Origin of the sequence: Streptomyces sp. NPDC001406, from assembly GCF_042895285.1 — a bacterium.
Classification (GTDB): Bacteria; Actinomycetota; Actinomycetes; order Streptomycetales; family Streptomycetaceae; genus Streptomyces.
Window position 1 is genome coordinate 351,307 of sequence record NZ_JBIAWG010000009.1, and the last position, 13,425, is coordinate 364,731.

At 73.0% G+C, this 13,425-nt stretch carries 10 protein-coding genes; all 10 read right to left on the reverse strand.

Translation table 11 applies throughout. From position 1 onward, the window contains the following. Positions 1 to 54: 54 nt before the first annotated feature. Genes ACFY1J_RS23735 through ACFY1J_RS23780 form a run of 10 tightly spaced genes read right to left on the reverse strand, consistent with a single transcriptional unit; the run spans position 55 to position 13,422 of the window. Complete coding sequence (locus tag ACFY1J_RS23735; protein WP_390731819.1) at positions 55 to 2,268, reverse strand: hypothetical protein; 2,214 nt, start codon at positions 2,266 to 2,268, stop codon at positions 55 to 57. Continuing rightward, a complete protein-coding gene (locus tag ACFY1J_RS23740) occupies positions 2,268 to 6,083 on the reverse strand; it encodes a putative baseplate assembly protein (RefSeq protein WP_390731820.1) in 3,816 nt (1,271 codons plus the stop codon). The genes ACFY1J_RS23735 and ACFY1J_RS23740 overlap by 1 nt, the downstream gene beginning before the upstream one ends. Then, positions 6,080 to 9,217: a putative baseplate assembly protein gene (locus tag ACFY1J_RS23745; RefSeq protein WP_390731821.1), complete on the reverse strand. Its 3,138-nt coding sequence runs from the start codon at positions 9,215 to 9,217 to the stop codon at positions 6,080 to 6,082. Before ACFY1J_RS23745 ends, ACFY1J_RS23740 begins: the two co-directional genes overlap by 4 nt. Continuing rightward, positions 9,214 to 9,597, reverse strand: coding sequence for a GPW/gp25 family protein (locus ACFY1J_RS23750; protein ID WP_390710519.1), 384 nt, complete (start codon positions 9,595 to 9,597; stop codon positions 9,214 to 9,216). Before ACFY1J_RS23750 ends, ACFY1J_RS23745 begins: the two co-directional genes overlap by 4 nt. Before the next feature lie 5 nt (positions 9,598 to 9,602). Further along, positions 9,603 to 9,938 carry a hypothetical protein gene (locus ACFY1J_RS23755; protein WP_390710518.1) on the reverse strand — a complete coding sequence of 112 codons (336 nt, stop codon included), beginning with the start codon at positions 9,936 to 9,938 and terminating at the stop codon, positions 9,603 to 9,605. A gap of 16 nt (positions 9,939 to 9,954) precedes the next feature. Further along, the gene (locus tag ACFY1J_RS23760) at positions 9,955 to 10,491 is read right to left on the reverse strand and encodes a phage baseplate assembly protein V (protein ID WP_390710517.1); all 537 of its coding nucleotides are present in this window, start codon (positions 10,489 to 10,491) and stop codon (positions 9,955 to 9,957) included. Positions 10,492 to 10,527: 36 nt separating this feature from the next. Next, complete coding sequence (locus ACFY1J_RS23765) at positions 10,528 to 11,667, reverse strand: hypothetical protein (protein WP_390710516.1); 1,140 nt, start codon at positions 11,665 to 11,667, stop codon at positions 10,528 to 10,530. Then, positions 11,660 to 12,022 carry a hypothetical protein gene (locus tag ACFY1J_RS23770; protein WP_390731822.1) on the reverse strand — a complete coding sequence of 121 codons (363 nt, stop codon included), beginning with the start codon at positions 12,020 to 12,022 and terminating at the stop codon, positions 11,660 to 11,662. The genes ACFY1J_RS23765 and ACFY1J_RS23770 overlap by 8 nt, the downstream gene beginning before the upstream one ends. A gap of 9 nt (positions 12,023 to 12,031) precedes the next feature. Next, entirely contained in the window at positions 12,032 to 12,718 is a 687-nt protein-coding gene (locus ACFY1J_RS23775; protein ID WP_390731823.1) for a hypothetical protein, read from the reverse strand. Beyond that, a complete protein-coding gene (locus ACFY1J_RS23780) occupies positions 12,715 to 13,422 on the reverse strand; it encodes a hypothetical protein (RefSeq protein WP_390710513.1) in 708 nt (235 codons plus the stop codon). Before ACFY1J_RS23780 ends, ACFY1J_RS23775 begins: the two co-directional genes overlap by 4 nt. Positions 13,423 to 13,425 lie beyond the last annotated feature (3 nt).

The window sequence follows — 13,425 nt, forward strand, 5'->3', positions numbered from 1 at the left end:
GGGGTCCCCCTGGTTCGGGATGTCTCGGATCAGGCGTAGGAGGTGCGGCTCGGCTCACGTCACGAAGAAGATCCCGGCGTCGGTGCCCGCGGGCGTGTACTCGGCGAGCCGGGCGCGCAGACCGTCCTCGCGCTGCGGCCGGTACAGGTCGTGGAAGGCGCCGAGCTCGGCGCCGTCGTCCGCGCCGCGCCGGATCTCCTCGGCGCACCGGTCCGCCAACTGCCCGTACCAGGGCGTCCCATAGCGTTCGGAGGCGAACAAGGGCCGTACCCGCGCGGCCTGTTCGGGCCCGGCGAGGTCCGGCTGGCAGCGGTAGCGGCGCGGGGTGCGCGAGCCGGGCGGGACGTACGAGTACCGCAGGCAGCCGATGCCGCGCCGGGCCACGTGCAGCCTGCCGGTGAGCACCGAGTTCTCGGCGATCCGTACGGCGTGCGTGTGGATCTCGCCGATCACGGTCGTCCGGTGCAGATGGAGCACGGCGTGGGCGTGGCGGCAGTCCGGGGCGGAGAGGGCCTCGCGGTCGTGGCCGGTGGCGTCCAGGACGCTGTCGCGCAGATGGATGTCGAGGGGGTCCTCCGAGACCTCGTCGCCGATGACCTCGATGGTGCCGAGGATGCTGTGCTCGATCTGGAGGCAGGCGGTGGTGCGTTCCAGGACGATGCTGGGCTCGTCGGGCGAGTGCGGTTCGCACTCGGGCTCCAGCGACCAGCCCGGCACCAGCGTGGAGTGCCGGACCACGACGGCGCCCATCGGACCGGTGACGTTGATGCCGCGTCCGGCGACCAGAAGCCCGTCGAGGACGAGGCGGGGCCGCTCGTGCGGGGCACAGTCGTCGGACACCGCACGGATGTTGAGGGCGTCGGGGCGGTTGCTGTACCAGTCGAGCAGCCGGATCACCGGCCGGGTGCCCTCGGCCGCCCGCAGTTCCAGCCGGTCGCCCGGATCGAGGTCGAAGTCCAGCTGCTCCTGGTAGGCGCCGCTGTGGGTGATCTCGATGATGCCGGTGCGGTCCGGGCTGCGCTCGTCCTGCCAGGCCCGGTAGGCGTCCATGATCCTGCGGTACGGCTGTTCCGGGCCGACGCGGTAGAAGTCGGCGTCGGGCCGGGGCTCGCGGTCCGCCCGCTCGTACTCGCCGCCGCCCAGGTCGGCGACGGACGCGTGGTGGTAGTCCACCCACACGCCCTGCCGGGGCGCCGACCGCGACCCGAACGCGATCCGGCCCAGCTCCGGGTCGACGGCGATCTGGCCGCGCTTGGGCCGGTAGCGCCAGTCGGAGAGGTCCGCGACCACGATGTCGGACGGCGGTACGGGCCGGTCCTCGCCGTCGCGCCGGATGACGAGGCTCTTGCCGGGGCCGTAGTAGTCGGCGAGCCGGTCGTGCAGCAGGCGGCGGGTGATGAACGCCGGGACGTTGTCGATGGCGGCGGCGGGGGTCCCCCCGCTCGAGCGAAGTCGAGAGTGGGGGAGGGCCGGCGAGGGTTCCGGGACCGGCTTGGTGACCAGGGGGGTGTCGTTGCCGAGGATGGAGAAGGTGTAGAGGTTGCGGGCGCGGTCGATGCAGTAGGCCGGGGACGAGGTGAGGGAGTGGGACTTCAGCCGCCAGACGAAGAGCCCGACCCCGGCGGGAGTCCAACCGCCCTGCCTCCGGGACGAGTCGGCACGGCGTACGTCGACGGTCCTGGCCGCCTCGTCGAACGGGCCGCCCGCGAGGGCCAGTCCCCCACCGTCCCGCAGGTCGAGGAGGCGGCCGCGGTCCCCTCGCCGGCCGGTGCCGTACAGCTTCACCGGCTGGGTGTGGGCCACGTGCCGGGACAGCTCGACCGCGCGGGCGGGCCACTCGGCCACCTGCTCGGCGAGTTCCTCCAGCAGATGCAGGGTGCCCTTGCGGCGGCGGTGGGCGACGGTGGCGGCCACGTCCGCGCGCGGGGCGATGGCCTCGGCCAGGGCGTCCCGACCGCCGCCGTGCAGACCGGTGCTGAGGACGCGTTCGTAGCCCGGCAGGGTGCGATAGCCGACGAGGTCGCCGAGGTACGGCAGCACCCAGGGGGCCGCGGTCTCCACGAACAGATCCTCGTAGCCCTGCTGGACACCGTCGCGGACCCGGTCGAGCTGCTCGGCGATCACGGCGAGCAGGGCGCGCAGCGGCTCGCCCTCCTCCGCGTCGCGCAGCCGGTACCAGCGGGGCAGCAGCTCGGCGAGCCCGTCGGGCTCCCGGGGCGTCACCGGGGCCGGCGTCTCCAACTGGACATCCGCCGAATGCGCGGCCATCACTTGACCTCCGTGAGAATCAGGGTGTCCGCGGCCCGTGCCGACAGCAGAGCGAGCTGGGCGGGGCGGATGCCGCGGAAGACGAACACCGTCCGGCCCTTCGCCAAGGGCCGGGTGTCGGTGATGTCGGGGTTGAGGCGCAGGAGTTCGGCGAGGGGGATGCCGTAGCGGGCGCAGACGGACGACAGGGTCTCGCCGTGCTCGTCGCGGACGGTGTGGGTCCGCTCCTCGTACGTCGCCGGGTGCGCCGGTACCGACGGCCCGGGTGTGCCGGGTCCGGCGAGCAGCGCGGTGAGCTCCTCCGGGCCGGCGGAGGCGGGGACTCCGGTGAAGACGTCGACGTCCACGTGGTCGACGCCGGGCACGGAGTGCGCCGTTGCCAGCAGCTCGGAGAGCCGGGCGGGCTGCCCCAGCTCCCGGCCCTCGTAGCCGAGTCGCCGCAACAGGGCCTGGCGCAGCCGCGGTTCGACGATCTCCCAGGAGTGGTCCGGGGCGACCTTCACCTTGGCGGCGACCAGCAGCAGAACGAGTTCGCGTACGTCCACGCGGACCGGGAGGTTCGGGTCTCCGTACTCCGTCAGCGCCCCGCGCAGGGCGCGCAGCACGTCGGAGTCGTCGGCGATCGGGACGTCGTCGGTGCCCGCGACCGTCACGTGCAGCACGCGCCGGCGTCCGTCGAACAGCTCGCGGGCCGCGGCCCGTCCGATGCCCGCCCGTGAGCGGGCGAAGTCCTCGTAGTCCACCGGGGAGACCAGCCGGTCCAGGGCGGAGACGGCGAGCGGGACGGTACGGCGGGTGAGGCCCGGCCCGTCCGCGTCCGCGCCGCCCGTGGCCGGACGGGGGTTGGTGACCGCGGTGACACCGAGCGGCCGGGTGAGGGGCTGGGTGATCCGGTCGGCCGGGACGTTGGCGGCCCGGCCGGTGCCGAAGCGGTAGCGGGCGCGGACGTTCTCGTGGCCGCTGGGCAGCCGGGCGCCGTGCACGCCGTCGCCGAAGGTCACGGTGGTCCGGCCGTCGGACGCGGTGCCCGTGATGTACACCCGCTCGGTCGGACCGCGCCCGGCGAGGCTGTCCGCCTCGTGCCACAACACCCCGTCGACGCGGACCTCCAGGACGGGGGTTGCGCCGAGCGAAGCGAGATGGGGGTCCCCCCGGCCGAAGGCTGGGGGAGGGTTGTCGGCGGCGAGCCAGGTCAGCGGGGACTGCCAGAGCGCGAAGGTCTGGTTGACGCGGTCGGAGTCCCCGCTGCCGATGGCCTCCTCGCGGCTCTCGCCGTGGGTGGCCTCGACGACGTTGCCGAGGATCCGGACACTCGCGCGGCGGTACCGGTGCACGAGGTCGGCGGTGAGGGTCAGCCGGGTGTGGACGTGGTCGCCGGGCAGCCGTGGATCGACGGCCGGGTCGGCGGCGGCGAGCGTGACCACCTCGGTGGCCGTGACACCGGTCGCGCCCGGGATGTCGGCACGCTCACCGCTCACGACGAGGGTGCGGCCGGGGCGCAACCCGTCGTACAGCTCGGCGAGTTCGATCTCGTTGCCGTGCACGTCCTCGCCGAGCGGCTCGTCGGCGGGGCGGAGCGGCTCGCCCGCCGCGTGCACCGTGGTGTCGCGGATGTGGGAGAGCAGGACGTCGAACTCGTCCAGCCAGGGGTCGGCGAGGGTGAGTTCGGTGCCGCGGCCGGTGATGCCGTAGTTGGAGTACGCCGCGGTGCGCGCCGCCACGACCTGGGTGGTGACGAAGGCCAGCTTGGCGTCGCCGGGTACGGCGGCTCCCTTGGCCGGGCGCTGGACGGCCACCCAGCTGCCGACCGTGATGCCGTCGTGCACGCTGTCCAGCTGGAGGACACGGCGGTTGACCGGCTCCGGCTTGCTCGCGATGACGATCTCGACGTTGGGCTCGGTGCTGCCCACGGTGTACCTGAGGGTCACCTCGTACGCGCCGTGGGTGACCTGCACGGGCACCCCGGGGCGCAGGGTGAACTCCTGCGGCGTGCCGTTGTGGATGCCCACGTGGACCGTGCCGTCGTCGTCCGGCCGGGACACGAACAGGATGCGTTCGGGCAGGCCGGAGTGAAGGCGGGCGGTGACGCCGGGCTCCTCGGCGACGGCCGGGCGGCGGTTGAGCCAGCTCAGCTCGCGGTCCTGGGCGGCGCGGGTCGACAGGTCGACCTGGCCGGGGCCGAGCGGGAAGGTGAGCTGCTGGGTGACGGGCAGGTTCTCCGCGCGCTGGTCGGAGCTGCTGCCCTCGACGTACTGGAACTCCGCCCGGACCGGCACCTTGCCCGCGGTGTCGTACACCACGCGCATGCTCGCCAGCACCGCGCCCGTCAGCGGCCAGTCGGCGGTGCGGATGACCCGGCCGTTCGCGTCCTGGACGGGCTTGAGCGGGGCGGTGGCACCGAACGGGGCCGCGGTGACGCGCATCGCGAGCAGCTCCCGCAGCAACTGCGGGGTGCCCGGGGCGGCGGCCGTGCGCCAGGCCGGGTAGAGGCTGCCGAGCCCCGGGTCGAGGGCGGCGAGGAGACGGGCGGTGTCGGTGCCGGGACGGTGGGGGCGGCCGCCTCCCCGGGGTGCGGGGGCGCCGGCGCGCAGGGCAGGAAGAATCCTGCTCAGGGTCTGGAGGGCGGCGTGGCGGGGGTCGCGGGCCGTTCCCTGCCGCGCGTCGGCGCCGCGCGCCCCGGACGAGGCGTCGGAAGCGGCGGCATCGGCGGGCTGCGCGGGCGCCAACTCCCCTGCCCGCTCGGCGAGTTCCGCCAGCACCGCCTCCAACTGCTCGAACCACGCCGCCACGTCCTCGTACGGCTCGGCGAGCACCTGGGCCTCGCCCAGGCGGGCGACGGGGTCCGCGAGGCGGCCCGCGAGGCCGCCCGGGGTCTTGACGCCGTCCAGGTCGGCCCGCAGGGGGGCGAGGACCTGGTCGTCGAAGTCCTCGATCAGCCGGCTGACCGGACGCGGGTTGGGGACCTCGGGGGTGGGGGGCTCGTCGCCCGGCTCGCCCGGGTCCACCGGTTCCGCGGTCCAGCGCCGTACCTCGTCGACCAGCTCCTTCAGCGTGGGCGGGGCCGACTTGGGCAGGGAGATCGCGGTGATCTCTTCCTCGCGGTCGATCCGGGCGTTCGCCACGGGCAGCAACTTGCGCTCCCCGCCCGCCTGTTCGCCGAAGACGAAGAGCAACTGGTCGCCGGTCTGCAGGGAGTTCGCCGTTCCCTCGACGAACAGCTGCGAGCGGCGGTCGAGGTCGTCGGGGGTGATCAGGGAGGGACGGCGGCGCCGCACCTTCAGCTCGTTCCAGTCCCAGCGGGCGGTGAGGTCCCGGCCGGTCTCGAAGGTCAGGGACTGCTCGTCGGCGGAGGCGGGCACGCTGTGGCTGCGCGCCCCGCGCGGGATCAGCACCGGCATGGCCTCGGCGCGCGGATCGCGTTCGAGGGTGTAGGCGAGATGGGTTCCGGCCGCCACGCCGGGGCGCGGGCGGTGGCCGACGAGCCGGCCGAGGAGCACCAGCGAGCGGTGCTCGTTGGCGGTGCGGAGGTAGGCCTCGTCGGCGATCCGCTCGGAGTGGAAGGTGAGCAGGTCCCCGAGGACGGCGGTGGCGTCGAGCAGGCCGATCGCCGGGTCGTCGGGGGTGCGCACGGTCAGCCCGTCGAGGGCCGGGTAGGCGGGTGAGGCGAGCCGGTCGAGGAGCGCGGCGAGGAAGGAGCCGTACTCGCCGACGCGGTAGTCGAGGGCGGTGCGGCCGGGCGGGTTGTGGAGCGGGGCGGGGGCGAGGCGTTCGTCGTGCCCGCCGCACGCGCCGCCGCAGGAGCACACGGCGGTCATCGGTCACCTCCCAGGGAAATCGCGAGCCGCCCGTTCTCCGGTCGGTCCGGGTCGTTGTCGCAGGTGGCGATCTCCAGCGGGCCGAGCCGCAGCACGCCGTCCTCCCTTTCTCCTCGGTCTTCGTCGAACAGCCGCCGCAGCCGCGTGACCTGGACGCTCTCCACACCGGGGACGGCCGCGGCGACGGCGACCAGGCGGCTGAGCCGGACCGGCTCGCCGAAGGTCAGCGCGTCCGGGTGGAAGAAGCCCAGGCGTCCGCCCGGCAGCCGACCGTTGCCGAGCACGCGGTACAGCTCGGCCAGGATCTGCCCGTGCTGGTGGCCGGGCCGGGCGCACACGGTCAGCGCGATGTCGAGCGGCACCAGCCGGGCGGGGCCGACCACCAGGTCGTGGCCGATGCGCCGGTACGACTCCAGGGCCTGGGCCACCGAGGCGAGCAGCCGCTCGGTCGGGGCGCCGGTGCCGAGCGCGTCCACGGCGATGTGCGCCTCCTGGACGCTGCCGGTCCAGCGGAGCTCCGCGGCGGCCCGCTGCACCCCGGGAAGGGCGGAGGCGAGGGCGGCGTAGTCCTCGGCGGTGACCGCGCGCAGCCGGGTGCGGCGCAGGTCGAGCGGGGCCGACTGGCGTACCTGGTCGACGGGTTCGGGCTCGGTGCCGCCGGTGGCGGGCAGCGGGTTGCGGACGGTGGCGGCGGGCGCTTCGCAGTCGCCCTCGACGACCAGATGGTTGATGGCCTCCGCGCCGACGTTGCCCGCGCTGCCGCCTCCGAGCCGGTAGCGCACGGACAGCCTGGCCCCGGGCGTCGGCCGCGCGCCGTGGCGTCCGTCGCCGAAGCGCAGGGCGAGGCGGCCGTCGTCCTCCGTCTCGCCGACGAAGTGCCGGTCGCGGGGCGCGCTGCCGAGCAGGTCGCGGCGCGGCTCCCAGAGGGCGCCGGTGTCGTGCAGCCGTACGGCGGGCAGGGCGCGGCGTGGATCCTGGGCGAGGGCGCCGGTCGCGGAGCCGCGCAGCACCCTCTCGTCGGGGTGGAGTCCGGCCGCGTACGCCGGGCCCCAACTGTGGGCGATCTCCCAGGCGATGTGCCCGTCGAGGACCGTGCCCGCGCGCGCCCGCGCGGCGAGGATCTCGACGCGGCGCAGCTTGGCGTCGAGCAACTGGTCGCTGCGGTGCAGGAGTTCACGCAGCGCGCGGACCGGATGGCGGCGGAGCTCCAGCCGCTCCAGCACCTTCAGGCCGTAGATCACCGCGAGTTCGTCGATCTCCTGCTCCCCGAGTCCGTCGCGGTCGCGGGCGCTGCGCCACAGTTCGACGAGCCGCTGCCGGACCCGGCCCGGGATGGCGGCGATCCGCTCCGCCTGCCCGGCGGCGACCGTGGCCGGGTCGGGGAACGGCACGGCCTGGGTGACGGGCGCGCGGCCGAGGACCGGGCGGAAGCGGGGTGCGATGCCCGGGTACACGGACTGCGCGAGCAGGGTCCGCAGCGCGGCGGCCTGCGCGTAGGCCGTACCGGGCACGACCCTTCCCCAGCCTCCGGCCGGGGGTGCCCCCATCTCGCTTCGCCCGTGCCGCTGCCCGGCCCGTTCCAGGCCGATTCCGGCGCGCATGGTGGCGCTCTCCCCCACGACCTCGAACAGCTCGTGGACGTCGTCGGGGGCCAGGGCCTCGCCGCGCTCCGCCCGGTCCGTGAGGGAGTGGATGAGCCGGGCGGGCGCGTTGCCCTCCGTACGGTCGGGGCAGCCGAAGTCCGGCGGGTCGCAGGGGGCCACGACGGCGGGTACCGGCGGCACGGTGACCGTCTCGTGGAGTCCGGAACGGCCGTGGTCCACGAGGACGGCGTTGCCGCGGGCCAGGGTCACGTCCTCGACGGGCAGGCAGTCGCGTCCGCCGCGGGTGGTGAGGCAGAGCGGGAAGCGCAGGGCGTCCTCGGCGGCCCAGGTGACCTCCAGGACGGGCTGGTCCTCGATGCGGTCCAGTCCGGGTGTGACGGAGGTCAGGCGCACGGCCTGGCGGTGGGTGGGGTCGGCGTCGCCGGGGGTGCCGGTGCGCGGGCCCTTCACCTCCTCCAGGACCAGGACGTCGCCCGGCTGGAGGTCCAGTCGGCGGTCCCGGCAGGTCTCCTGGTCCACCCACTCGTCGCGCAGGGTGGCCGCGGTGGCGCCCTGCGGCAGTGCGCACACCTCGCCGCCCCAGTTCCACAGCCGGATGGCGTTGTGCGCGACCCTGAGCTCCAGCGGGTCGGCGCTGACGACCGGTTCGAAGACCTCCACCGAGCCGCGTTCGTCCAGGTCGCCGAGGTCGTTCTCGTCGATGACGGTGCCGGGCTCGGGAAGGTCGTGCGGATCGAGGCGGCGCACGTCGACGGAGGCGAAGCGGAAGGTGCCGGGCGCCAGGGTGTGGTCGGCGGCGGTCTGCACGGTGACGTACGCGCGGGCGTTGCAGCCGTCGTGCATCGCGTAGTCGATGAGCCGGACGTGCCGGCGCACGGAGACCCGGCGGCGCGCGGTGTCGAGGTAGGCCTCGGTGGCGACCGCGTCCTGCTGGTAGCTGATCTGGTCGCCGGTGTGGGCGAGCAGCTCCACGAGGGTCACGCCCAGGTCGGCGGGGTTGCGCTCGACCCAGTCGGGGGTGGTGAGCGCGAGCCGGTCCAGCAGCAGCTTGCGGATGGTGTCGTAGTCGCGGGCCGTGTAGTCGACGACCGGGGTGGCCGGGAAGGCGGACTCCGGCTCGTGGTCGTCCGTGCAGTCGAAGGGGGTCGGGCAGTCGGGCCGGAAGGCGAACTCCGCGCTGTGGTAGCGCTGGTCGAAGCCGCGGAACGGCTCGGTGCCGGGCCGCCCGTACGGGTCGGGTTCCACCAGCGACAGCCGGTAGCGGGAGGTGTCGCCGGCCCGGTCGAGGGTGACGTAGAGCCGGTCGTCGAGCTCCGGGTCCTCCTCGCGCTCGACGCTGACGTCGACCGCGGTGATGCCGGTGATCCGGCGCCCGCCGTCGATGCGCACGTTCTCGGGCCCCAGGCCGTGCGGAGCCTTGCCCAGGAAGGTGACCGTGAGCAGCAGCCCGTCGTCGCTCACCTCGACGGCGTCGACGCCGTTGAGCTGGGCGGCGCGCACCTTGGCGCGCCGGGTGGTGACCGCGCTCATGCCGCCCTCCCCTCGAAGACGTCCTCGCGGACGGCGCCGGTGGCGCGTACGACGTAGGACAGATGCACGCGTACGACGTCGTCGCCGCCCTCGATGTCGAGGGCCACGACCTCGACGAGGTCGCCGAGCCAGCGCTGCAGCGAGGCCTGGACGGAGAGTTCGAGGGTGCTGATCAGCTCGGGGCTGTTGGGGGCGAAGACCAGGTCGAGCAGTCCGCAGCCGAAGTCGGGGCGCATCACGCGCTCGCCGGGGCTGGTGAACAGCAGTTGCTCGATCAGGTCGTGGACGTGCTCGGCGGGGCCGGCGTGCGCGGTGCGGCCCCGGCGGTCGGCGTGGAAGGGAAACGCGATGTCGGTACGCGGGCGGGTTCGTTGACTCATCGGCCTCATCGGACGGTGACCTTTCGCTGCGCGGCCTGGACGACGGGCGGCCCCTGCGGGACGAAGGCCGCGGTGAAGCACTGGGCCGCGGAGGTGTCGAGCAGCACGGCCGCGCCGTCGGCCGTGACGCCGACGTCGTCGGCGGTCCAGCGGACCGAGACGCACGGCGAGGGCACCCTGTCGACGATGTGCGGGCAGCCGGTGACGACATAGGCGTGGGCGGCCGTGGCGACGGCCGCGCCCGCGATGCGTGTGCCGCCGGTGGGTGTGGTGGCGGGCATGACGCGGCCGCCGTGCGGGCAGCCGATCACGGCGCCCGCGTCCAGCAGACTTCCGGACAACTTCTTCCCCCGTTGTCTATCGCTTGGAGTGCACGGTCAACTGGCCCTGGTTGATGGTCACTTCGCCGCCGCGCAGGATGACCTCGGCGCCCCCGCCGCTGGCGATGACCACGGCCTCTTTGGTGATACGGATGTAGGCGCCGCCCTGTGCCTGCAGGAGGATCCCCTGCTCGGCGCCGGCGGTGTCGCTCATGACGATCTTGTGGGCTTGCAGTGTCTGGACGACCACGGGCTTGCTCGGCGCGTGCGCCTGGAGCTCACGGCGCGCGTCGGGCGGCAGCTCGCCGGCGTCGCCGTACCAGCACCCGGTCCACACGGGGAAGCTGGGATCCCCCTGTTCGAACTCCACCCACACACCCGCACCGGGCGGCGGCACCACGAACTGGCCCGCCTCGGGCCCGGTGAACGGCAGGCAGGGCAGCGCCCAGGTGGACGCCTCGTCGCCGAGGACGTCCGGGACCTCGACGGTAATGCGGCCGATCCGCAGCGGGTCGTCATTGCTCACGACCCGGCCGCGGAACTTGCCGAGGTAGCGATTGCTGGGTGCCGCCATGCTGAACTGCTCCTGATGAGTGGGTCGTTGGTCGTCTTAGGGCCGGACGTAGTCGCTGCGCGCTTCCAGTCCCTCGCGCGAGAGGGTGAAGTTCTGCTGGAACGAGCCCGGGCGCAGGTTGTGGGTGACGGACTTGACGTAGTAGTCGCCGTCGTACGCCCGTCCGGCGCCGCGCACGCCGACGAGCCGGCGCGGCTGGAGGATGTAGCCGTGCCGGTTGACGTCGAGGGAGCCGGAGCCCGAGACGACGTCGGCGGAGACCGCGGCCCTGGCGAGGAGTTCGGCCTCGGCCTGCTCGCGCTGCTGTTTGGCGGTGCCGGACAGCGTCTTGCGCTTGAGGGCCGGGGTGGGCCGCCTGCCCAGGGGCGGCCGCAGGGGACTGATGGGCGGCTGCGGCAGCAGGGTGGCCTGCCGGGTCCCCGGGTCCTGCCAGCGCGCCTGCGGCTCCTCCCGCGCGGTGCCGTCGTAGGCGAACGTCAGCTGGTCCACGGTGGAGTTGGCGTCCATGTTGACGTTGAGGGCGTGCTGCCTGAGGCCCAGCCGGACTTCCGGTCCCCAACGAGCCGAGGACTGGCCGGGGTTGGGGCCCGGCTCCAGATAGAAGGTGTAGCCGTTGGCACGCGCCAGCTCGGTGACGTACTGCAGGTCGGTGCCGGTCTGGTAGTGGACACGCAGGTCCTGGTGCGGTGGCTGGGCCACCTTCTCGGTGTAGACGTCGGGACGGACGCCGTAGTCGGAGTAGCGGCGCAGGATGGCGAGGACGCGCTCGGAGGGCGGCAGATTGGGGTAGCGGGCGGTGCGCTCCTCCAGGTCCATCAGCAGCGTGAGGTCCTCGCCGGTGACGGTGAGTGTGGAGTGGCCGGGGCGGTTGCTGGCGCCGACCTCCTGACGCACGATCAGCCCGTCGAAGAGCACCTCGGGGGTGCCGCGAACGCTGACGGTGACGATGATGCGCGTCTTCGGGTCGAAGTACCCCTCGGGCAGCAACCGCTGGTTGACCATCCCGTTCTTGGTGAGGTCGAAGGCGAGCTGGAAGCCGCTGCGTTCACCGGCGGTGGCGGTGATCTGGGCGGACAGCAGCGCCTCGGCGACCTCGACGGGGACCGGTCGGGCCAGCGTCGGCCCCATGAGGAGCTGGATGTGAACGGGGCCCTGCCCCACGGGCTGTTCAGACACGCCGCTCTCCGCGCGGGAAGCCGCCGGCGAGCGGAATGCCGATGACGCGTCCGGCCTCCTCGGTCAACTCCCGTGGATCGAGGACAGGATTGGCGTCGGCGATCCGCCACCACTGCCCGGGGTCGCCGAGGAAGCGCTGCCCGAGCAGATCGGGCCGCTCCCCCGCCCCGACGACGTGCGGCTCGGTCTCCTCGTCGAGCGGAGGGAGCAACCGGCGCTTGGCGTACCGGACTTCGGTGCCGTCGGCCATTCGGTGCACGCCGATCTCGGCGTCGTGGTAACGGCTGGTGCGCGGATAGGGATGGGCGCCCGGTATCGCGTCCAGGGCGCTCTCGTACGGCTCGATGTCGGCCATGACTTCGGGTCAGCCCCTTCCGGTCACGAGATCGCTGCCCCCGAGCCCGAGGGCACCCAGGCTGCCGCCCCGCGCGGCGGCGGCGAGCCGCTCCTTCTGCGCGAGGTGGGCCATGTACAGGTCGGCACCGCGGTGCCCTGCGGGCAGGTCGCTGACGGTGAGGATCTTCATACCGATGCTGAGCGAGGCCCGTATCGGATTGAGGTTCACGTCGAAGGCGGACTCATTGATCGTCACCTCGGTCAGCCGCACGGGCATCACCCGCTTGCTCCCCCAGGTGAACAGCGTCAGCGGCATCTCGATCGGGCTGATCTCGATGGTCCCCTGCTGCGTCAGCTTGCTCGCGGCCCGCAGTTGCGCGGTGGTCGGCTGCACGAGCATTTCGAGGGTGGCGAGTTGCGGGTGGATTCCGTCGGGCGCGGCGATCTCCAGCTGATCGGTGGCGTCGATCTCGGCGGTGAACTTCCAGGTCTCCTGGGCGGGCCCTTTGAGACGCAGGGCCTCGTTCCGGTCCCCGCTACCGGTACCACCAGCACCACCGTCACCGCTGTCCCCGGCGGACTGGGGCGCGATGCTGCGCTCCAGGGTGTCGGGGTTGAACTGAAGGACGATGATCCGCTGGGGGGTGCCGGTGTCGGGGGCCACCACGACTATGCCGGAGCGGATGGGTTTGGGGATGTCGGCGTAGCGGGTCATGCCCTGTCTCCACCTTCTTTGCCCAGGCGCTCCGCAAGTCGCCTCGCGAAAGGCGTGTAGTCATGGTCAGGGAAGATTTCCGGGAACACCTGCAGCATGTTGTGGATGTTCTCTGCGGCACCCTGGAAGTCGATATCGTCGAACGCGACCTCTGTGAAGAGGTATTGCCATCCGTAGGCCCCTTTGGTGACGAGCAAGGCGTCCAGGTATTCCGGGTATCCGATGTCCATGCGGAAGATCCCCCGTGTGGCGTGGTAGTACCAGACCTCGGGAACCGTCACCCCCGGCGGGACACGCAAGGCGGCAAGGGTGCCACCACCCCCTCTGGGGTGTTCGTCGAAAGGTCGCAGTTCGGTGTAGAGCCGACTCTCCTGCTCGGACGGCTCGTCGACGGCAGGTTCCACGCCTGGCACAAGCATTGCCGCGGCAATGTGCCGCAGGGAAAATTCTCCGGTCAGGTACAGGCCGGGCCGTTCGACGGCCCAGTGACTGGACAGTCCTGCGAACCGTAGATAACTGCGACGCAGCGAGGAATCCAGGAGGACTCCCCTCTCCTCGGCGATCAGTTCGAAGGCCTCGTCGGCATCGCCGATGTACTCGTCGACGCGCCCCCTCTCTTCGAAAAGGACGTCCACACCAGGGGCGTCGTTCAGTTCATCGAGGAGGGCCAGGAAACGCCCCTCCTGGTCGGTCAGTTCGGGCACATG